Raw genomic sequence first — 20,011 nt, 5'->3', positions numbered from 1 at the left:
GGGCGGCGATGCGTAAGCTGGTCCACATAGCTTACGGGGTCCTCAAGACGCAAACCGAATACCGGCCACAAACCGCCTGATGGGATGTTTGTGGCCGGTTAGGAGAGATGGTATCTAGGCTTGCGCGGGGCCCTGGTCGGCCTGGAGTTGCGTTGGCGGGATGCGGTCCGAGCCCCAACTGCGATGGATGTAGCCGACCGCCCGATCGAGCTCTTCCTGGGTAATCTTGGTCAGCTCACCGCGCTCGAGCGGATCGTAGTGGAAGATATACAGGCGGGAGGCGAACTGTTCGAAAGGCAGCGACGCCTCGCCGAAGCGTTCGCCATTGCCGGCGGTGCTGACCTTGATGCCATCGCCCCAATCCTGGCCGCTGTCGTTGTTGGGGTTGTAGAAGTAGACCCGCATGATATCACTGGGATCCAGCGTGACACGCAGCACCGTAATGGCGTGCCAGCCGATGAAGCGCGCGGCGCTGTCGGTCACGGCAATGCCGGCAGGCTGAGGATGGATCAGCGGCTGGTTGCCGTTGTAGTAGGGGTGGTAGCTGGCATAGAAGTGACGCAGGAAGGCATCCAGGTCTTGGAGCTGCCCCGTTGCCACATCGACGTTGATGCGAAAGCCGCGGCCGGACCACCAGCCGTGAAACTCGGGGTTGACCCAGCGGTGGGGGTCCCCCTCGCGCCCGATACAGCGGCGGCCCATCTCGGCGTAGATGCGATCCAGGTGTGGTACCACCAGCAGGGAGACCGGGTCGAGGTCGACCGGCAGCTCCTTGGCGACCCCTTCCAGGCTGGCCATGGAGGAGAGGGGCATGCCTTCGAAGTGCATGATGATCTCGTCGTCACGGGCGGCCCAGGCGACCATCTGCAGCAGGTAGTCCGGGTCGTTGTAGGCCCACATCGACAGGGCGCGCGCCGACTGGCAGGTGGGGTTGTTGCCCTGGCCTACACCCAGCGGTAGGCCCAGCATGCAAAGCACTCCCTCGAGCAGCCTTGCTCGTGGCGAGACCACGTCGCCATAGGCCAGCTCGATCCGTGCCTTGGACCAGTCGGAGAGCGAGAGTCCTAGCTGGCGCCACATGGCCGGAGCCACTGGGGGTTGATAGAGAATGCCGCGCTCCAGCATCAGCGCAAGGCCATAGACCGACTGGGGGGTCGCCGGGTGTACCGCGCCGCGGATCAGCGCATGCACCAGTTCGCGATAACAGAGCAGGCAGTCCCGACCGGTCGAGGAGAGGCCCAGCGCTTCGGCCACCAGATGATCGCCGTGATCGAGCAGGTGGCGTAGCAGCACCGGATGGTAGGCCGAAGCCAAGCCGGTATCGTGCATGGCGCGGGCAAAGCCGGTGGCCTCGCTCTGCAGCGCCGAGCTGTCCATGCTGGAGAGCCGCTCACGGTAGATCTCCACGCCGGGATCCTCGCGACACGCCTGGGTGGGGCCGTACAGGGAACTGACCAGGCGGTCGGCGCCCTGCCCACTGATGCCCAGGTCGATCGTCGGGTCGGACTGACAGATGGCGATCTGGGTGATCATCTGCTTGACCGAATCGACCTGGATCGGGCGCTGCTGGAGGATGCGCCAGATCTCCTCGATCAGCTTGTCGATGATGTGTTCATAGCCGATTCGATCGGCCAGGTGACGAAACAGGTGGCGTGGTATCTGTGCCAGCCTGCCTTGGGTCTCGCGCTCGGCTTCGCTCGGCGTGCTGAACAGCAGCCAGAGATTGAGCGCCAGCACCTGCGTCAAGTAGTGGTGGGCCTGTTCTGCGGATATCAGCGGGTGGAGGTATTCATCCTTGGCCACCGCCACCAGGCGCAGTTCGCTCAGCGACTCGATCACCACCATGTTGGGATCGGCGCTCTTGAGGGCATGGGTGGTCAGGGAGGGCAGCAGGTACTGCGGCGTTTCCCAATCGGAGCCGGCGAAGACACCGGCTTCCTCCAGTGCCTGGGAGCGGGCCTCCACTTCTGCGGCGCCCCCCTCCTGAAGCAGCACCCGACGTGCGGTATCCAGCACGCGGGGCAGCTTCGTTGGTTTGGTGAACGCGCGCGCTTCTGCGAGCAGGGCGATCGCCTCGTCGAATTTCGCCAGCAGGCCACGAAGCTTGTCGTCGCCTGCGGGCAAACCTATCTCTTGCGTGTGTCGGTGCGTGGTCACGCCGACTCCTCTTGTCAGGCTGTCATGGTGTTCATGACGCCTTGATCAGACATAGAAATCAAGCTCTTCCATATTCTTGAGCAGATCCTTCATGCGTGCGGCCTCGTCGCCCTTGAAGTAGATCAGCCCCCAGTGCGTGCCGAAGGCGGTACGCTTGGTGACTGTTTCTTCCATGGGCGGCGTCAGCTCGTGAGACTCGAAGTAGGGATCGTCCTCGACCTCTTCGGGAATCTCCAGGCGGCTGACCACGCGGCGTCGCGGATACACCCCGAAGCAACCTGCGTAGCATTTGGCATCCTCCACTTCCCTGGGGAAGAAGGCCTTGACCTCATCCGGGGTGGTCTTGGGGTCGAAGACCAGCATGCTCGCCTGATAAGCGTTGAAGCCGTAGACCCGCTCCAGCAGCTCGAACACCTTGAACCCGGGCGGACGATAGGCGACTTCGCCGAAGTACATCTCACCGTCGCTGGTAACGAAGTACTCGGGGTGGATCAGGCCGAAGTCGATATCGAAGGCCTTGATCAGTTTCTCGATCTGCGCGGTGATCTGCGGGCGATAACTCTCGAGTTCCGGCGAGGCCGGGACGAAGACTGAGTAGCCCAGGGTCACGTATTCGGAAATGTTGAGGAAGGCGATCTTGCCGTTGTGGATCCAGGCCTCGACGGCGAACTCCCAGCCATCCAGGTGCGACTCCATCAGCACCGGGAATTCCTCGTCCGGAATGGTATCGACTTCGTCCGGGGTGCGGATCACCCGGTGGCCCAGGCAGCCAGCCTTGTCGAAGGCCTTGAGGTGGATGGGGTCGTTGGGGTCGCCGTCGAGCTTGAGCAGGGTCTGGTTGACCCGCTTGAGAAAGCGGATGACATCGCCCTTGTCGTGGGCTTCCTCGAAAATACCCACGCGGATGCCGCCAAGCTGGGCACGGCGCTTCATCAGCGCCTTGTCACGCAGCAGCAGCGACTGGCCATAGAGGCGCGGGTTGTCCATGAGTACCGAGTTGATGGCGCCGGCCCATTCGACGGTTTCCTCGAACAGGGGAATCGCCACATCGACGCCCATACCCTGAAGCTTTTCAGCGATATCCAGTGAGCTGTCATTGAGACGCTCAAAGTGCCAGGAAACATAGGGGATGTCGTGCTTCGTGCAATACTCCTCCGCCCAGTCGGGGGCTACCACCACGTAGCGTCGGTCGAAATTCTCAGCGGCCTCGATGGCGTTGAGGCTCCAGCCGAGTAGTGCGATATAGCCCTTGTTGGTGTCCTTGTTCATGGTACGCCTCCTGAGCGGTGTCGTGTTTTTCGTCGTCGTTTTCCCATTCACCCTACACGAATCGTCAACGCTTAGCATGGTTGGGTCCCATACCGAGAGCCTGCGCTTGCTGGCCTGCCTGGCCGCTGGTATAGTGCACCCGCACTCGGCAAGTCGTTGATGCCGCGCCGAGTTCGGCACTGCTCACCGGGCCGTTTTCCTGGCCTGGTGCATACAGCAGAGTCGCGCAGTGGTGGCCCCGTCGGTCCTCCCGCAACGCTAAACCGCAAACCCCGCCAGGCCCGGAAGGGAGCAACGGTAGTGGTGGTCGCGTGTGCCGGGATGTGGCTGTCGGGGCTGCCTCCATTCAGGGTAGTACGCCTGGATTGGTTCTGGTTTTTTCTATACCCCCCCCTCTGCGTTTCGGTGCATGCCTTTCGGTGAGTGCCTTCACGCTCTGCCGCCGGCTTCGAGATGAAGCAGTGTCATTTTTCTGAGCCCGTGCTGCCCGTCGACATCACGCCAGAAGCCTCTGGCTAGCCATTCTAGTCTGTTTCGTGCCAGTCTCCGCGACCTTCGTTGCAATAGACTATGGTCGTAGTTCGTTTCGCTTGGTATAATGCGCTGCAGCAAACTCTTGCGAGAGGAGCAATGGCATCATGACCAACGATATTTCTGCGGCAGCCGGCATCCAGCGAAGCTTGCGCCAGTGCATTTCCAACATGGCCGCGCTCCTGTACCGGCAGGGCCATGTGCTTGAGACGGTCAGCGTTCCCCACCGTGGCCTCGATCGTAGTGCCATTCAGCAACTCAGCCAGGCTTCCGACGACTGGGCCACCTGCCAGCAGGTGCTGGAGTGCAGTGAAGCCGCCTCCTATAACGAGTCCGGCCGGTTCGTGCTCACCTCGCTGGGTCGCGAGCTGCTCTTCGACATGTTCGGATCGGGTGCCTCCGACTGCGCCTGAGCCTGGCATCGACAGTCTATACGCGACAATACTGTGCGAGAGGGGAGGCCGGTGGCCTCCCCTCTGCGTTGCTCCCAGTTCTCCCGGGCAGGGTCAATCATCGTGCAGGGGAGATGAGGGCTCCCTGGCAGCGGGGTCAAGATTGTCCCTGCGGCTGAGCCTGGCTCCCCAGGTGCTTACGCAGGAAGTGGCGAGTGCGCTCCTCGTCAGGGTGGGAGAACAAGTAGTCGGGGGTGTTCTCCTCCACCACCACGCCGCCGTCCATGAACATGGCCCAGTCGGACACATCGCGTGCGAAGCCCATCTCGTGGGTGACGATGAGCATGGTCATGTGCTCCTCGGCGAGGCTCTTCATGACCTGGTTCACTTCTTCCACCAACTCGGGGTCCAGGGCTGAAGTGGCTTCGTCGAAGAGCATGACCTTGGGGCGCATGGCCAGGGCGCGAGCGATGGCTACGCGCTGCTTCTGCCCGCCCGAGAGGGAGCTGGGGTAGACCGAGGCCTTGTCCACCAGGCCCACGCGCTCCAGCAGTTCCATACCCAGCTCCCGGGCGCTTCTGGCATCCATCCCTTTCAGCTTTCTTGGTGCCAGCGTCACGTTTTCCAGCGTCGAAAGGTGCGGAAAGAGATTGAAGTGTTGGAACACCATGCCCATGTTCTGGCGGATGTGGTTGATGTGCCGCTCGAAGGCGAAGCCCTTCAGGTCCGGTCTGTTGACCTGTACACCATCCAGCAGGATGCTGCCTTCGTCGATCACCTCCAGGTTGTTGATGGATCGCAGCAGCGTGCTTTTTCCTGACCCTGACGGGCCGATGATGGAGATGATCTTGCCGCGGTCGACCTTGAGATCGATACCCTTGAGCACCTCAAGGTCTCCGAATCGTTTCTTGACCCCCTTGAGCTCGACCATGGGAGTATTCGTTGCTTGTGTCATGTGAGGTCCTTGTTAGCGGCGAGTGGCGGCACGGCGCTCTACCCAGGATTGGCCGGTCTCCATCAGGATATTGATCAGGTAGTAGATGACGGCGATCGTGATATAGAACTCGAAGGGGCGAAACGTCACGCTGATGGCATACTGTGAGAGATAGACCAGCTCGGCAATGCCGATGGCGGAGAGCACCGAGATGTCCTTCACCATGATGATCATGTTGTTACCGAGCTGGGGGATAGCGCGATAGAGCGCCTGAGGAAGAATGATATAAAAGAGGGTGGCAAGATGGCCGAAACCCAATGACCGTGAGGCTTCATACTGCCCACTTGAAACCGACTTGATGGTGGCTATGAAGATATCGGCGTTGTAGGCCATATAGTGGAAGCCGAGGCCCAGAACGCCTACTACGATGGCGGGGATCAAGATCCATTGACCAAGGCCGAAATAGAGGAAGTAGAGCTGGAGCAGCAGCGGGGTGGTCATGAAAAGCCAGATAAAGAAGCGCAGCGGCCAGTTCACGACCTTCTTCGTATAGAGCGTGATCACTGCGACGATCTGGCCGCCTATGATCGACATGATGCCGACGACAAGGCCAATCAGAAGCGTGGCGCCTATACCCTTGACAAGGGTTGGAAAGTAGGTGATGACGGGACTGAAATCGAATTCCATGGTGGCTTACCCTGTTTGTTCTATTGCCAGGCGGTTCTATTGCCAAGCGCCTCTATAGCCGAGCGCTTCTATACCCAGGTGCCTCTATAAATAGGTGTATCGCGTGGCGCGACGGTAGAGGAGCTCAACGATGCCCATGACCGCATAGATGATGACGATGTACATCAGGGCGCTCAGCGAAAAGACTTCCAGGGGCTTGTAGGTAGAGCCGATCAGGCGCTGAGCCTGATAGGTCAGCTCGACCACCGAGATGATGGATACCAGCGAAGAGTTCTTGACCAAAATGATGGCCAGCACACCGACAGATCGAATCATCAGGCCGGCCGCTTGAGGTAGAACAATGTGCTGGAGCGTCGCGAAGCGTCCAAAACCCAGCGACCGTGACGCCTCATTCTGCCCACTGTCGACCGATATGATGGCGCCTCGAATGGCCTCGCTCATGTAGGCGCCGATGTTGAAGGCGCCGACCACCACACCGCAGGTGAAAGGGTCGAGGCGCAGGCCGACTGCAGGTCCGCCATAGAAGACCAATAGCAGCTGGACGAAATAGGGGGTGCCGCGAACGACGCTGATATAGCTCCGTGCCAGCCAGCGGACGGGGGGCGTTCGTGAGCTTCGCAGCGCCACCAGAGCGGAGGCGATGAAGAAACCGAAGAACAGGGCACGAACCGATATATCGATGGTTACCCAGGCCGCCTTCACCAGCAGCGGCATTATTTCGATCATCAAGTTGATGTCCATGATCCCCTTTACTCTGTTGTTGTGATAAGACGCTGATTCAGATCAGCAGGGCTTGCGCCCTGCTGCGTCAGGATCATCTAGTCGAACTCGACTCCTTCGCCGATCCACTTGTCGACGATTTCCTGATAAGTGCCATCTTCCTTGATGTCGGCCAGTGCCTTATTGAGGGCTTCCTGGAGCTGTGGCTTGTTCTTTTGGGTGGCAATGGCGGCAGGCCAGCTGGGCAGTTCACCGACATTGACTTCCTTGATGGCGAGGTCCTGGTCATTGAGCGCCACGTAGACGGGAATATCATCGGCGATCATGACGTCGATTCGTCCTGTTGTGAGTGCGTTGAGCATGTCGGGCAAGCCCTGAAACGTCTGGTTGCGCCATTTTCCTTCGCCGTTCTCGGTGGCCCACTGATTGCCTGTCTCACCGAGGGTCGAACCCACTCGCTTGCCGGAGAAGTCCTCGATACTGTTGACGTCATCGGTGCCAGCCTGAACCCATATGGAGAGACCTGAACTGTAGTAGCTGTCGGTGAAGTCGACGGCCTGTTCGCGCTCTTCCGTAACGCTCATGCTGCAGATACAGGCATCGAAGCGGCCACCGGCCAGGGCGGCGACGATGCCGTTCCATGGAGAGGTCTGGATATTGACCTCGACCCCCATCCTGTCTGCCAGGGCTTCAGCGATATCCACATCGAAGCCGACCAGGTTTCCGGCCGTATCGACATAGCTGAAAGGGGGATAAGCACCAGAATTGGCGACCTGAAAGACGTCTTCCTGAATCTCGGGTAAGTCTCTCGCCTGGGCCGACATGCTTGCCAGGGAGATCACGCCGAGTACTGCCAGGGCGCCGATAAAGGGACGATGAAAAGACTTTTTATGAATTGTCATGTCGATTCCTGCTCTGTGATGGATGATTGTTGGGAGTGTTGCTGTGGATTTGCGACACAGTCAGCGTCGCGACATGTCTCGTTGCTGCTTTACGCAATCGAGACGGGTTCGGCTCTTGCTGCCTTATCACCTCCAGGTCACACACGTTCGATGATCATTGCGATGCCCTGGCCCCCACCCACGCAGGCGGCGGCACAGCCATAACGTCCACCGCGGTGGGCCAGGATTCGTGCCAAGGTGCCAGCCAGGCGCACGCCGGTGGCGCCCAAGGGGTGTCCTAGCGCCAGGGCGCCGCCCCATACGTTGACGCCTGCAGGGTCTAGACCAAGCGTGCGCATGGCATGCAGCGGCACGGCGGAAAACGCTTCATTGATCTCCCAGGCGTCGATCTGCGATGCAACGAGCCCCGCCTGCGCCAGTACCTGCGCGGCTGCCGTCGCGGCACCGGCGCCCATGCGCTCAGGCGCCACGCCGCAGTCGGCGATGGCGACGATGCGTGCCAGCGGCGTGGCGCCGTGGCGCTCGAGGGCGGCCGAGGACATCAGCAGCGCCGCGGCGGCACCGGAGGTGAGCGGCGAGCTGTTGCCGGCCGTCACTCGGCCGTCTTCGAGGAAGACCGGAGCGAGCCCGGCCAGGCGTTCCAGGCTGGTATCGGGGCGAATATTGGCGTCGCGTTCGATGCTATCTCCGGCAGGATTGGCCAGCGCCAGGCGTTCGCCGTCGAAGTGGCCCTCGGCATCGGCCCGGGCGGCGCGGCGGTGGGACGCCAAGGCGAACGCGTCCATTTCGTCGCGCGCGATGCCAGCCGCCTGGGCCAGGCGCTCGGCGGTGAGGCCCATGTTCAACGCCACCTCGAGTTCGAGCCATTCGGCACCATTCAGCGCCTCGGGTGAGGTCAGCGTACCCTCCTTGAACAGGGCGGGGCCCATGGGGACACGGGTCATGTTTTCAAAGCCGCCGGCCACGGCCACCTCCACTGCGCCGACCTGTATCTCCCGGGCGGCGCTGCGCAGGGCGGCAAGCCCCGAGCCGCACTGCTGGTCGATCTGGCGGGTGGCGCAGTCACGGCCCTGCGGCCCCAACTTCCGGGAGAGCCACAGCGGATAGCGCCCACCAAAGCTCCACTGCTCCTTGACCGGCAGTGCACAGCCGACGCTGAGATCCTCCACCGCCTGGGGATTGAGGCCGGTGCGGGTAAGCAGGCCGTCGATCACCTGGGCGAGCAGGGCGTCACCGCGGGTGTCTGCCCAGCCGTCGACCTCCGGCTTGCGAGGGTGGGCACGGGTGAAGGCGCTGCGGGTGTAGTCGACCAGATAGGCCTCTTTCATGATTCGCTCTCCCCAGCTTTGGCCATTTCCGCCCAGCGGTGGATGAACAGCGCATAGGTGGTGAGCACGTGGCGAATCGAGTCGATCTCCACGCATTCATCGACGCCGTGGATGCGCTGGGCCACCGGGCCGTAGCAGGTGCCGTTGATCTCGCCGCTGACGTGGAAGGCGCGCAGGTCGGTGGTGCAGGTAGAGAGATAGGACTTCGGCGGCTCGCCGAGCAGGTCCTGGTGGCAGCGCGAGAGCAGCGCGATGCCCGGTGTCTCCAGGTCGACCAGAAAGCCCTCGGAGCGAAAGCCGTGGAATTCCACCCTTGGGGTGGGGCTGCCATCGCCGAGCTCGGCGTGGCGCGCCTCGATGCACTCGCGCACGCGATTCATGACCTCATTGGGCGTCATGCCCGGCGGGAAGCCGACACGGCCTTCGAGAATGGCGTGGGCCGGCACGCTGGAGGCCCAGTTGCCGCCCTCGATCTTGCCGATGCTCAGGTTGAAGGGGCTATCGAGGCTGTCATAGGGCGCCTGGCGCGGCAGGGCGTTGATTTCGGCCTCCAGGGCCTTGAAGGCGGGCAGGTACTCGACGAGGGTCTCGATAGCGTTGCTGCCGGCGCGGGTGTCGAGGACATGGGCCGGCACGCCGTTGATGCGCATGCGGAACCAGAGCACGCCCACCTGGCCGGCGTAGATCTGGCTGCCAAAGGGCTCGGGGATCAGCACGAAATCGCCGCTGTAACCCTGGTGCAGGCAGGCCAGGGCGCCGTTGCCGGTGCACTCCTCCTCGATAACCGTCTGCAGGGTCAGCGGGAAGTTGATGGCTACGCCGGCCTTGCGCACCGCCTGTACGGCCATGGTCATGGCGGCGATGCCGGCCTTCATGTCTCCGGCGCCACGACCAAAGAGCCAGCCGTCCTTTTCCCAGGGCTCCCAGGGTGGCCGGGTCCACATGTCGGTGGGCTCGGCGGGCACCACGTCCAGGTGGCCGTTGAATACCAGGTGTGGCCCTGGGGCGCCGGCGTTGAGTCGGGCCACCAGATTGTAGCGTCCGTCACAGGCCCATTCGACGGGGGCGCGGTGGGGGTGCTCGGCGAAGCCGGGGGCGTCCAGCGGTACCCGGGTGGCCGGCAGCTCGAGGTGCTCGAACCAGCGTTCCATGGTCGCAAGCGCGCCGTGCTCCTCTCCCAGTACGCTGTAGCCACGTACCAGGTCGCGGGTCAGCGCCAGCGTATCGTCCATTAGCCCCACGCAGTGCTCCACGATGCGCTTCTCGGTGGCGGTGAGCATCAGAACCTCCCCAGTTGCGCGTCATCGACGATCAGTTTGGCGTCGGTGGCTTCGCGCAGCTCGGCAACGCTGAGCCCCTCGGCGATATCCACCACGGTGAGCCCCTGCGGGGTCACGTCCATCACCGCCTTGTCGGTGATGATCCGCGACACGCAGCGCTCTGCGGTCAGCGGCAGGCGGCAGCGCTGGAGAATCTTGGCGTTGCCGTGCTTGTCGTTGTGCGAGCAGAGGATCACCAGACGTTTCACCTTCTGGGCCAGCTCCATGGCGCCGCCGATACCCGGTGAGAACTTGCCGGGAATCTTCCAGTTGGCGAGATTGCCCAGCTCATCGACCTCGAAGGCGCCCATGAAGGTGAGGTCGACCCGGCTGCGGCGGATCATGGCGAAGGAGATGGCACTGTCGAAGACACTGGCGCCGGGGCGGGTGGCGATATAGGCGCCGCCGGAGTCGATCATCTCGTAGTCCGGTGCCTCGTCAGCATGGCGAGGGCGGCAGCCCAGCACGCCATTCTCGGAGTGCACCAATACCTCCAGGTCCTCCGGCAGGTAGTGGAACAGCCGGGTGGGCAGGCCGATGCCCAGATTGACGATCTGGCCCGGAATGACCTCGCGGGCGGCGCGAGTGAGGATGCGCTGTTGATCAGCCGACATGGGCGCGCCTCCCTTGTTCGCTGGTGGCGGGGGCGACCTGCACCACCTGGCTGACGAAAGCGCAGGGGGTGTGGATCGACTCGGGCGCCAGGCTGCCGGGTTCGTCGACACGGTAGGCCTGGGCGATGACGGTATCGGCGGCCATGGCCATCAGCGGATTGAAATTGCTGGCGGTGGCGCGATAGATCAGATTTCCGTAGCGATCGGCGCGCTCGGCGTGGACCAGAGCGAAATCGGCATACAGCGCCGGCTCGATGCCCCAGGTCCGGCCTTCCAGCTCGATCTCTCGGCGCCGAGTCGCGATCTCCGTTCCTTGACCGATGTCGGTGAGAAAACCATGGTGGCCGGCGCCGGCACTACGGATCTTTTCCGCCAGGAGTCCCTGTGGGTGCATCGTCACATGGAGTTCGCCCCGGTTCATCGCGGCGATGGCATCACGGTTGAGACCGATGTGCGACGTGATCAGGTGGCTGACGCGGCCAGCCTCGATCAGCTTGCCGATGCCGATGCCCGGCTCGTTGGCATCGTTCTTGATCAGGGTGAGGTCGCGCTGGCCCTGGGCCAGCAGCTCGTCAATCAGGGCGAAGGGCGTGCCCGGCGAGCCGAAGCCGCCGACCATGATCGAGGCGCCATGCGGGATGGCGGCAACGGCCTCCTCGATAGGGCGATATTTCTGATAGAGAAGCGTCATGAAAGTGCCTTTTCCGTCTGGCGGTCAGGGTGTCAGCGCGCTCGCTGGTGCCGATGCGGCCACTTCGCGGTCGAAGCGCACCATGGCGCGTTCGAGGCGGTCGAGTAGCTCGGCTGTGTCGGCGGCGTCGATGATCAGTGGCGGCGTGACCAGGAAATGGTCACCGGCCAGGCCGTCCAGGGTGCGCCGCGGGTAGATCAGAAGGCCTTCTTCCTTGGCCAGTGCGGCGATCCGGGCGAAGTAGTTATGTTCGGCGGGGAAGGGAGCCTTGGTGACTGGGTCGGCCACCAGCTCCACGCCCCATAGCAGCCCCATGCCGCGCACGTCTCCCACCCAGGGGAAGCGAGCTTGGAGTGCCTTGAGGCCAGCCTCCAGCTCCCGGCCGCGTGCGGCAACGTTGCTGAGCACGCCTTCGCGTTGCATGGCCTCCACCACCGCCAGACCGGTAGCGCAGGCCAGCGGGTTGCCGGCATAGGTGTGGCCGTGCTGGAAGCCGCCCGAGGCCATCACCGTCTCTACGATGTCGGCGCGGGCGAGAAGCGCTCCCACCGGATAGTAGCCGGCGCCGAGCCCTTTGGCGGTGGCCAGCAGATCGGGTGTGACGCCGTAGTGCTGGTAGGCGAACCAGGCGCCGGTGCGCCCGATACCGGTAAGCACTTCATCGAGGATCAGCAGGCAGCCGTACTCATCGCACAGCGCCCGGATACCCTCGAGGTAGGCTCGGTCGAGCATGCGCGCACCGGTGCTGGCACCGCCCACCGGCTCCAGCACGAAGGCGGCGATGGTGTCGGGGCCGGCGGCCTCGATGGCGGTACGGGTGTCGGCAAGCACCCGAGCCACGTGTCGCGTGTCGTCAGCGTCGGTATGGCGATAGAAATCGGGGCCGGCGACCTTGAGGGAGCCGATGGTGATATCGGTGAAGGGGGCTTCCAGAGGGTGATAGCCGGTAACGCCCAAGGCGCCCAGGGTGCTGCCGTGATAGGAAGGGCGCAGCGAAACGAAGCGCCGCCGCTGTGGCTCGCCCCTGGCAACGAAGTACTGGCGGGCCAGCTTCAGCGCCGATTCCACCGCCTCTGAGCCGCTGGAGACGAAGAAGACTTTCTCCAGTTGTCCGTGAGTGAGGCCGACCAGGGCCTTGGCCAAGGCCACCGCGGGGGCGTTTTCGAACTGGGTGCGATAGGTGAAGGCCACGCGGTCGAGCTGGGCAAGCATGGCATCGCGGATGTCGTCACGGCCGTGGCCGAGGTTGCAGGAAATGGCACCGGAGCAGCCGTCGAGGTACTGCCTGCCAGTGTCGTCCCAGAGATAGACGCCTTGAGCGTGGCTGATTTCGGGCAGGGCGGGGCCCGCCTGATAGAAGAGGGGTGATGGGTCCATTGAGACGCTCGATTATCGTTACTTGTTTGTGAACGGTTGTCAGCAGTCTATGTAGCGAACGGCAAGTATTTCAATATATGATCTTTTTATCGAATTCTATGAGTTAAAGTCATGGCTGATGTCAATATCCACTCCCTCAAGGCGCTGGCGATCTTCAAGACGCTGTTCGAAGCGGGTACCGCCTCCCAGGCGGCACGCACCCTGGGTATCACCCAGTCGGGAGTGAGCCGCTCCCTGGCGCAGCTGGAGGAGAACTTGGGTATCCAGCTGTTCCTGAGGGAGAAGAACCGGCTGTTGGCCACGCCTGAGGCACGTGAGCTCTACGAGGAAATCCTGCGCCTGATGGGCAATATCGAGGAGTTGCGCCACAGCGTGCTGGCGCTCAAGGAGTTCGGCACCTCGCGACTGCGCATTGCCGCGGTACCGGGGCTGTCATTCGGCTTCGTGCCACGGCTGGTGGCGGCACTATTGGAGGAGAATCGGCAATTCAGCGTCAGCCTCGACATGATGTCGAGCCATGAGGTCCAGCTTGCGGTGGAGTCGAGTCATGCCGACATCGGCTTCGTCACCCTGCCCATCACATCGCGGGTGCTGCGGGTAGATCCATGGTTCACTACCGAGGCCGTCTGCCTGGTACCGGCGAGACATTCGCTGGCGGTGCAGGAGCGCATCGACGTGCAGGACCTGAGTGGCCAGCATCTGGTGATCAGCAATCAGCCGAGCATCAGTACCAACCCGCTGCTGGAGTTGACCAGTCAGCACCGGGTGCAGATCGCCGGCAAGACCGAGGCCAATATCGGCACCATCACCGCTCTGGTAGCCAACCATGTCGGTATCACGGTGATAAATCCGATTACCGCCCAGGATCAGCTCACTCACCGCGACGGTGTGGTGATGCGGCCGTTCTCGCCGTCCATGGCATTCAGTTTCGGGTTGGTCTATCGGGAAAACTGGAAGCAGGCCAGGGTGCTCGATTTCCTGCGCGAACGGGGCAGGGCGCTGCTGGGAGGCTATCCTGCCGTGACGCTTGACGAGCCTCTGAGCGAGAGATGAGCTACAGCCGTCTCGTCAGCAGGTCGCCCAGCTCGGCGTCGGTGAGTTCCAGCGGGTTGGTCTTCATGCTGCCGCCCCGGGCACCGGCGACCACCCGTTCGATATCGCTGTGGCCAATGCCGTAGGCGCCCAGTCTCGGCATCTCCAGCCGTTGAGTCCATTCGCGCAGCGTCGCGACCAGTGCATCGCAGGCGTCGCTGTCGCTCAGTTCGGGCGCACCGCTGACCAGGCGGCCAACCTCGCCGAACTTGGTTAGCGCCACACCGCCAGCGTTTCGCTGACGCAGCGCCGCAACGTTGATCGACGTGGCCTCGGCGACCAGGGTGCCGCATACCGTGCCGTGGGGAATCGGGAAGAAGGCGCCCAGCGGAGAAGCCAGGCCGTGTACCGAACCCAGGCCCGCCTGGGCCAGGGTAATCCCGGACATCAACGAGGCGTAGGCCAGCTGGCCGTAGCCGCGGTCAGCCGCGGCGTGATCCGCCTCCCAGGCCGCCCAGAAACCACAGCAGAACGCCCGCATGCCGGACCAAGCCAAGGCGTCGGTGGCGGGGCTGGCATTCAGCGAGACATAGGATTCCAGCAGCTGTGTGAAGGCGTCCATACCGTTGGCGGCGATCTGCGCCTTGGGGCAGCGTGTCAGCAGTTCGGGATCGACCAGCGCCACGGCGGCGACCAGCCGCTCGTCGCGAAACGACTTCTTGAAACCGTCTGCCCCCTGCACGCTGAGTACGGCGTTCTTGGTCGCCTCGCTGCCGGTGCCGGCGGTTGTCGGCACGGCGATCAGCGGCACCGCCGGGCCGCGGTAGGGCAGGCCGTGACCTGCGCCTTCGAGGTGGTCCATCACCGAGTTGCCGGGGCGCAGCAGCCCTGCCACCGCCTTGGCGGCATCCAGCACGCTGCCGCCGCCGATGGCGACCACCACATCGATGTCCCGGTCGCTATGCTCACTGACAATGGCGTCCACTCGCTGCGGCGAGGGCTCACCCTCGATGGTGACGTGATGCCAGGTCGCACCCTGCGCCTCGAGGGCCGCCACCAACTCGCTCCAGTGCTGCGATTCGACGAAGGAGCGCTTGCCGGTGACCACCATCACGCGTTTGCCGTGGTCGGCGATCAGCGTCGGCAGGAGATGGATGCTGCCGTCACCGAAGCGGATATCGGGCAGGCGGGCGATGCGAAAGGCATCGATGCGGTCAAGGGCGGTAGATGCCATGGTGGGGCTCTCGCAGTTCTCGGTATCGGGGCGAAGCCCCACTATAGGCATCGGAGTCGCGAATTGGCCAACCTGGCGTAGCGAGAGGGCCCACCGTCGGCACTTCTACCATGGCCTGGCGCCAGCGCTTTGCGCCCCAGGCCTCAGCCGGTAGAATGGTGGTTTGCTTTCGTGGTCGGCACGTCCGGGGCGGTACTCGCGACGGAGCAGGCACTTCCAGACCGGCTGTCAGCCAGCCCAGCTGCAAGGATTCCGCGCTGCATGAGCTATCAGGTTCTGGCCCGCAAGTGGCGGCCTCGCACGTTCCATGAATTGGTTGGACAGGAGCATGTCCAGCGAGCGCTGGTCAATGCGCTCGATCAGGGGCGCCTGCACCACGCCTATCTTTTCACCGGCACCCGCGGGGTCGGCAAGACGACGCTGGCAAGGATACTTGCCAAGTGTCTCAATTGTACGGCAAAGGGTCATGGTGACGAGGGCGTGACCTCCACGCCCTGTGGCGAGTGCGACAGCTGCCGGGCCATCGACGAGGGACGCTTCGTCGACCTGATCGAGGTCGATGCCGCCTCGCGCACCAAGGTGGAGGATACCCGCGAACTGCTCGACAATGTGCAGTACGCGCCAACACAGGGGCGTTACAAGGTGTATCTCATCGACGAGGTGCACATGCTCTCCACCAGCAGCTTCAACGCCCTGCTCAAGACCCTTGAAGAGCCGCCTCCCCACGTCAAGTTCCTGCTCGCCACCACCGACCCGCAGAAGCTGCCGCCGACGGTACTGTCGCGCTGCCTCCAGTTCACGCTCAAGAACATGCCGCCTGAGCGCATCGTCGAGCACCTGGGCAAGGTGCTCGAGGCGGAGCAGGTCGGCTTCGAGGAGAGCGCCCTGTGGCTGCTGGGCAAGGCGGCCGATGGCTCCATGCGCGATGCCATGAGCCTGACCGACCAGGCCATTGCCTTTGGCCAGGGACAGATTTGCCACGTCGATGTGGCCGCCATGCTTGGCACCCTGGACCACCGCCATGTGGTGGCGCTGGTCGAGGCGCTGGCGGAGGTCGATGCGGCGCGTGTATTGAATGAGGTGTCCCAGCTGGCGGAACAGGGGCCGGATTTCGCTGCGGTGCTCGACGATGTCACCGGTGTCCTGCACCGCCTGGCGGTTGCCCAGATGGTGCCCGGGGCGCTGGACAACAGCCATGGCGACCGCGACCTGCTGCTGGGGTTGGCTGCACGCTTCACGCCCGAGGACATACAGCTCTACTATCAGATCGGCATCCAGGGGCGCGGCGACATGGCTCATGCTCCCGACCTGCGTACCGCCCTGGAGATGACGCTGCTGCGCATGCTGGCCTTCCGTCCCCAGGGTGTGCCTCAGCCGGCGAAGACACCACTGCCCCTGCGGGGGGAGCCCGGCCCAGCCACGCCATCGGTTTCCGGAGACGGCGTGCCAGGCGGCTCTCATCCTGCCGGGGATACGCCCGTCGCCGCAGGGCCGGACACCGCTTCGCCTGGCATCGCTTCGCCTGACACCGCTTCGTCTCACACCTATGGCCTGCCGGAATCGGAACCGATGGGTGAGCCGCCCAGGGCACAGGGCCGGGCCGAAGCACCGCCTCCCTGGGAGGCGGTGCCGGACACGTCACCGAACGCACCGTCGGCACCGCCGCCGGTGGCTGAAACCGAGAACTTTGGCCTAGGGGAGGAGGCGAACGAGGTGGCCGTTGCCCCCCCTCCGGCGCCGCATGCCGGGGAAACTGTGGTTGCTGCCCATCAATCGGCGGCTCCCAGACCGGCTAATGTCCTTGAAACGGCTCCCGAGACAACTCCCGAGCCGACTGCGGTCGTGGAAGCGGCTGTTGTGGAAGCGGCTGTTGTAGAAGCGAATGTGGCAGCGGAGACGCCATATTCCGTCCCCGCCGAGACACCGACAAGTGGGGAGGTATCCGACGACGACTCTGCACTTTTCGACCATTCGGCCTGGTTGGAACGTTTCGATTCCCTGGGCTTGGGAGGCTTGACACGCAACCTGGCAGCACATTGTGTGGTCGAATCCGACAATGGTACCCGTCTGCTGTTGCGCTTGGACCCGAGCCAGGACGCCATGAATGCCGAGATCCATGTCCGGCGAGTGCAGGACGCCCTGGCTGGCATCGGCGTGACGCGTCAGGTGATCATCGAGGCGGGGCCATTGCCGGAGGCGGTGGAGACCCCTCGACAGCGTGCCGATCGCATTGCCGCGGAGCGACATGCCGTGGCGGTCGAGGCCCTCGAGAAAGATCCGCACGTGCGCCAGTTGCAGGAGGCGTTCGGCGCACGCTTGATCACCTCCAGCGTCAAGCCGGCCGAGGCATCGCCGCGGGCCTGACACCGACCAGTCGCTTTTAGCCAAACGAGAGGAACGACCATGATGAAAGGTGGAATGGGCAACCTGATGAAGCAGGCCCAGGAGATGCAGGAAAAGATGCAGCGCGTCCAGGAGGAGGTCGCCAAGGCCGAAGTGACCGGCGAAGCCGGGGCCGGCATGATCAAGGTGACCATGAACGGTCGTCATGATGTGAGCAAGGTCGATATCGACCAGAGTGTCATGGAGGAGGACAAGGAGCTGCTCGAAGATCTGCTGGCCGCCGCGGTGAACGATGCCGTACGCAAGGTGGAAGCCAGCTCCCGTGAGAAGATGGAGGAGGCGACGGCGGGGCTTAACCTGCCGCCGGGCTTCAAGATGCCCTTCTAAGCGATGAGCTTTTCTCCCCTTGTCGAGAGACTGATGGAGTCGCTGCGCGTCTTGCCCGGCGTCGGCCCCAAGACCGCGCAGCGCATGGCCATGCATCTGCTCGAGCGTGACCGCGACGGCGGCCGTCGCCTGGCCGCGGTGCTGGAACAGGCACTGGAAGAGGTTGGCTATTGCCGTCGCTGCCGTACGCTGACTGAAGAAGATATCTGCACTATCTGTTCCAGCGGGCGACGTGATGATGCGCTGCTCTGTGTGGTGGAGTCGCCGGCCGACCAGTTGGCCATCGAAGAGGCCGGCGGCTACAAGGGGCGCTATTTCGTGCTCCATGGGCATCTGTCGCCACTCGATGGCATCGGCCCGGAAGATATCGGCCTGGAACAGCTCGAAGCGCGCGTGGCCGAAGGCGGGGTGACGGAGGTCATCCTGGCGACCAACCCCACCGTGGAGGGCGAGGCGACGGCCCACTATATTGCCGCTCAACTGGCCGAGCGATATGGGGTATCGCTGTCACGGCTCGCCTATGGTGTGCCCATGGGTGGCGAGCTGGAATATGTCGACGGTGGCACGCTCAGCCGCGCGTTCAATGGTCGCCTGCCGTTTCGCGGCGACTGATTCACTTTTCCTATTGCCGGATGACCGCATGTCCCTGACCCCCGAGATTCGCTGGATCGATACGCCCGATGCCCTAGACGCTGCCTGTGCCGAAGTGGCGGATGCCTCGGTCATCGCCCTGGACACCGAATTCTTTCGCGAGAAGACTTTCCATCCGGTGCCGGCGCTCATCCAGTTCTCCGCCGGCGGGCCGGCCTGGCTGATCGATCCCCTGGCCGTGGACTGCACCGATGCCTTCCGACGCTTGCTGGGAGAAGGGCCGCTCAAGCTGTTGCATGCCAGCAGCGAGGATCTGGAGGTGCTCGCTCACTGGGCGGGCGGGGCGGTGGCGCCACTGGTCGATACCCAGATCGCCCAGTCCCTGCTGGGGGAGGATGCGGCCATGGGCTATCAGCGCCTGGTCGAGCACTGGACCGGCGAAGTGCTGCCCAAGGACGAGACGCGCTCCGATTGGCTGGTGCGCCCGCTGAGCGAATCCCAGTGCCTCTATGCGGCCCTGGACGTTGTCTTTCTGCTCAAGGTCTGGGAGCACCAGCGCGAGTCCCTGGAGAAGTTGGGTCGCATGAGCTGGTTGGAAGCGGATTGCAGCGAGCTGGTGGCCCAGGCTCTACGCAGTGAGGGAGCGGACGGGCAGTGGTATCTGCGTCACCGCCAGCTGTGGCGGCTCTCCCCGCGTCAGATGGAAGCCTACCGGCTGTTGACGATATGGCGGGAAGGCGAGGCGCGGCGACGCAACCTGCCACGGGGGTGGCTGGTGAATGATCGGGTCCTCTATGGCATCGCCGAACGCATGCCGGAGAATCGGTATCAGCTTGCCGAGGTCGACGACATCAAGCCGGGGCTCATCAAGCGCGACGGCGACACGCTGCTGGCACTGGTGAAGGAGGCCAGGGGCGCCGAGGACGAGGCCTTGCCCCCTGCGCTACCTTCCCCCATGGACCCGGCTTTCAAGCGACGTCTCAAGGCACTCAAGCGAGTGGTCAACGGAGAGGCCGAGCGACTGGGCCTGGCACCGGAGGTGTTGCTGCGCCGCCGTGAGCTCGAGTCCATGGTAACCGCCGACCTGAAGGGCGAGGAGCTGCCCCTGCCGGGTGGATGGCGGGGCGAGTGCCTTGCCGAGGCTCTCGATAGCGCGCTTACCGAGGTGAATGAATCATGACTGACGACCGCATGAAAGGCGACAAGCTGCTGTGCGAGATCTTCAAGAGTTCGCGCAAGGAAGAGATGTACCTCTACGTGGATAAGCGCCAGGGCTTGAAGGACGTGCCCGAAGCATTGCTCGAACGCTTCGGCAAGCCGGTCTCGACCATGACGCTAATCCTGACGGCGGACAAGCCGATGGCACGCGCCAAGGCGAGCGATGTCATGGCGGGAATTCGAGACAAGGGATACTACTTTCAGATGCCCCCCGCCAAGGAGGAGTATCTGATGGATCTCTACCGGACCCCCACCGAGGCGCGCTACTGAGCATGCTGCCGCCAA

Annotated in this window: 19 protein-coding genes and 1 other RNA gene; 8 read left to right on the top strand and 12 right to left on the bottom strand. The window is 63.4% G+C overall.

Annotated features, from left to right (window positions below):
• Positions 1 to 114: 114 nt before the first annotated feature.
• Entirely contained in the window at positions 115 to 2,157 is a 2,043-nt protein-coding gene (locus DU505_RS16145) for a hypothetical protein (RefSeq protein ID WP_114480018.1), read from the bottom strand.
• Between the two features lie 45 nt (positions 2,158 to 2,202).
• Positions 2,203 to 3,426 carry an ATP-grasp domain-containing protein gene (locus tag DU505_RS16140; RefSeq protein WP_114480017.1) on the bottom strand — a complete coding sequence of 408 codons (1,224 nt, stop codon included), beginning with the start codon at positions 3,424 to 3,426 and terminating at the stop codon, positions 2,203 to 2,205.
• Positions 3,427 to 3,665: 239 nt separating this feature from the next.
• On the opposite strand from DU505_RS16140, the gene ffs reads away from it, so the two are divergent.
• Positions 3,666 to 3,762: signal recognition particle sRNA small type (gene ffs, locus DU505_RS16135), an RNA gene on the top strand.
• 302 nt (positions 3,763 to 4,064) lie between these two features.
• Entirely contained in the window at positions 4,065 to 4,370 is a 306-nt protein-coding gene (locus tag DU505_RS16130; RefSeq protein WP_114480016.1) for a hypothetical protein, read from the top strand.
• A 136-nt stretch (positions 4,371 to 4,506) separates the two neighbouring features.
• Here DU505_RS16130 and DU505_RS16125 read toward each other — a convergent pair whose 3' ends face one another.
• The 9 genes from DU505_RS16125 to DU505_RS16085 all read right to left on the bottom strand — a co-directional run bounded on the left by DU505_RS16125 (position 4,507) and on the right by DU505_RS16085 (position 12,921).
• Positions 4,507 to 5,304: an amino acid ABC transporter ATP-binding protein gene (locus DU505_RS16125; RefSeq protein WP_340148280.1), complete on the bottom strand. Its 798-nt coding sequence runs from the start codon at positions 5,302 to 5,304 to the stop codon at positions 4,507 to 4,509.
• 12 nt (positions 5,305 to 5,316) lie between these two features.
• Complete coding sequence (locus DU505_RS16120) at positions 5,317 to 5,970, bottom strand: amino acid ABC transporter permease (RefSeq protein WP_114480014.1); 654 nt, start codon at positions 5,968 to 5,970, stop codon at positions 5,317 to 5,319.
• 84 nt (positions 5,971 to 6,054) lie between these two features.
• Positions 6,055 to 6,711 (bottom strand): amino acid ABC transporter permease, encoded by a 657-nt coding sequence (locus DU505_RS16115; protein ID WP_114480013.1) that lies wholly within the window; start codon positions 6,709 to 6,711, stop codon positions 6,055 to 6,057.
• A gap of 77 nt (positions 6,712 to 6,788) precedes the next feature.
• Positions 6,789 to 7,592, bottom strand: coding sequence for a transporter substrate-binding domain-containing protein (locus DU505_RS16110; protein ID WP_114480012.1), 804 nt, complete (start codon positions 7,590 to 7,592; stop codon positions 6,789 to 6,791).
• Positions 7,593 to 7,729: 137 nt separating this feature from the next.
• Positions 7,730 to 8,920, bottom strand: coding sequence for an acetyl-CoA C-acyltransferase (locus DU505_RS16105; RefSeq protein ID WP_114480011.1), 1,191 nt, complete (start codon positions 8,918 to 8,920; stop codon positions 7,730 to 7,732).
• Positions 8,917 to 10,200, bottom strand: coding sequence for an ArgE/DapE family deacylase (locus tag DU505_RS16100; RefSeq protein WP_114480010.1), 1,284 nt, complete (start codon positions 10,198 to 10,200; stop codon positions 8,917 to 8,919). The genes DU505_RS16105 and DU505_RS16100 overlap by 4 nt, the downstream gene beginning before the upstream one ends.
• Positions 10,200 to 10,853, bottom strand: a complete 654-nt coding sequence (locus DU505_RS16095; RefSeq protein WP_114480009.1) for a 3-oxoacid CoA-transferase subunit B — start codon at positions 10,851 to 10,853, stop codon at positions 10,200 to 10,202. Before DU505_RS16095 ends, DU505_RS16100 begins: the two co-directional genes overlap by 1 nt.
• Positions 10,843 to 11,544, bottom strand: a complete 702-nt coding sequence (locus DU505_RS16090) for a CoA transferase subunit A (RefSeq protein WP_114480008.1) — start codon at positions 11,542 to 11,544, stop codon at positions 10,843 to 10,845. Before DU505_RS16090 ends, DU505_RS16095 begins: the two co-directional genes overlap by 11 nt.
• A gap of 24 nt (positions 11,545 to 11,568) precedes the next feature.
• The gene (locus DU505_RS16085; protein ID WP_114480007.1) at positions 11,569 to 12,921 is read right to left on the bottom strand and encodes an aminotransferase family protein; all 1,353 of its coding nucleotides are present in this window, start codon (positions 12,919 to 12,921) and stop codon (positions 11,569 to 11,571) included.
• 111 nt (positions 12,922 to 13,032) lie between these two features.
• Here DU505_RS16085 and DU505_RS16080 point away from each other — a divergent pair, with 111 nt between their 5' ends.
• Positions 13,033 to 13,974, top strand: coding sequence for a LysR family transcriptional regulator (locus DU505_RS16080; RefSeq protein WP_114480006.1), 942 nt, complete (start codon positions 13,033 to 13,035; stop codon positions 13,972 to 13,974).
• Position 13,975: 1 nt separating this feature from the next.
• On the opposite strand, the gene DU505_RS16075 is transcribed toward DU505_RS16080, so the two are convergent.
• Positions 13,976 to 15,187, bottom strand: coding sequence for an iron-containing alcohol dehydrogenase (locus DU505_RS16075; protein WP_114480005.1), 1,212 nt, complete (start codon positions 15,185 to 15,187; stop codon positions 13,976 to 13,978).
• 261 nt (positions 15,188 to 15,448) lie between these two features.
• On the opposite strand from DU505_RS16075, the gene dnaX reads away from it, so the two are divergent.
• From dnaX to DU505_RS16050, 5 genes are read left to right on the top strand one after another with little or no spacing between them, the layout of a single operon-like run.
• Positions 15,449 to 17,551 carry a DNA polymerase III subunit gamma/tau gene (gene dnaX / locus DU505_RS16070; protein WP_114480004.1) on the top strand — a complete coding sequence of 701 codons (2,103 nt, stop codon included), beginning with the start codon at positions 15,449 to 15,451 and terminating at the stop codon, positions 17,549 to 17,551.
• A gap of 39 nt (positions 17,552 to 17,590) precedes the next feature.
• Positions 17,591 to 17,917, top strand: coding sequence for a YbaB/EbfC family nucleoid-associated protein (locus DU505_RS16065; RefSeq protein ID WP_114480003.1), 327 nt, complete (start codon positions 17,591 to 17,593; stop codon positions 17,915 to 17,917).
• 3 nt (positions 17,918 to 17,920) lie between these two features.
• Positions 17,921 to 18,529 (top strand): recombination mediator RecR, encoded by a 609-nt coding sequence (gene recR / locus DU505_RS16060; RefSeq protein ID WP_114480002.1) that lies wholly within the window; start codon positions 17,921 to 17,923, stop codon positions 18,527 to 18,529.
• 28 nt (positions 18,530 to 18,557) lie between these two features.
• Positions 18,558 to 19,688 carry a ribonuclease D gene (rnd, locus tag DU505_RS16055; RefSeq protein ID WP_114480001.1) on the top strand — a complete coding sequence of 377 codons (1,131 nt, stop codon included), beginning with the start codon at positions 18,558 to 18,560 and terminating at the stop codon, positions 19,686 to 19,688.
• Positions 19,685 to 19,996, top strand: a complete 312-nt coding sequence (locus DU505_RS16050; RefSeq protein ID WP_114480000.1) for a YcgL domain-containing protein — start codon at positions 19,685 to 19,687, stop codon at positions 19,994 to 19,996. The genes rnd and DU505_RS16050 overlap by 4 nt, the downstream gene beginning before the upstream one ends.
• Positions 19,997 to 20,011: the final 15 nt, after the last annotated feature.

Source organism: Billgrantia montanilacus (assembly GCF_003336675.1).
In the GTDB taxonomy this organism is placed as follows: Bacteria; Pseudomonadota; Gammaproteobacteria; order Pseudomonadales; family Halomonadaceae; genus Halomonas; species Halomonas montanilacus.
The sequence above is the reverse complement of the archived record's forward strand: the minus strand, read 5'-3'. Positions and strand labels throughout refer to the sequence as shown.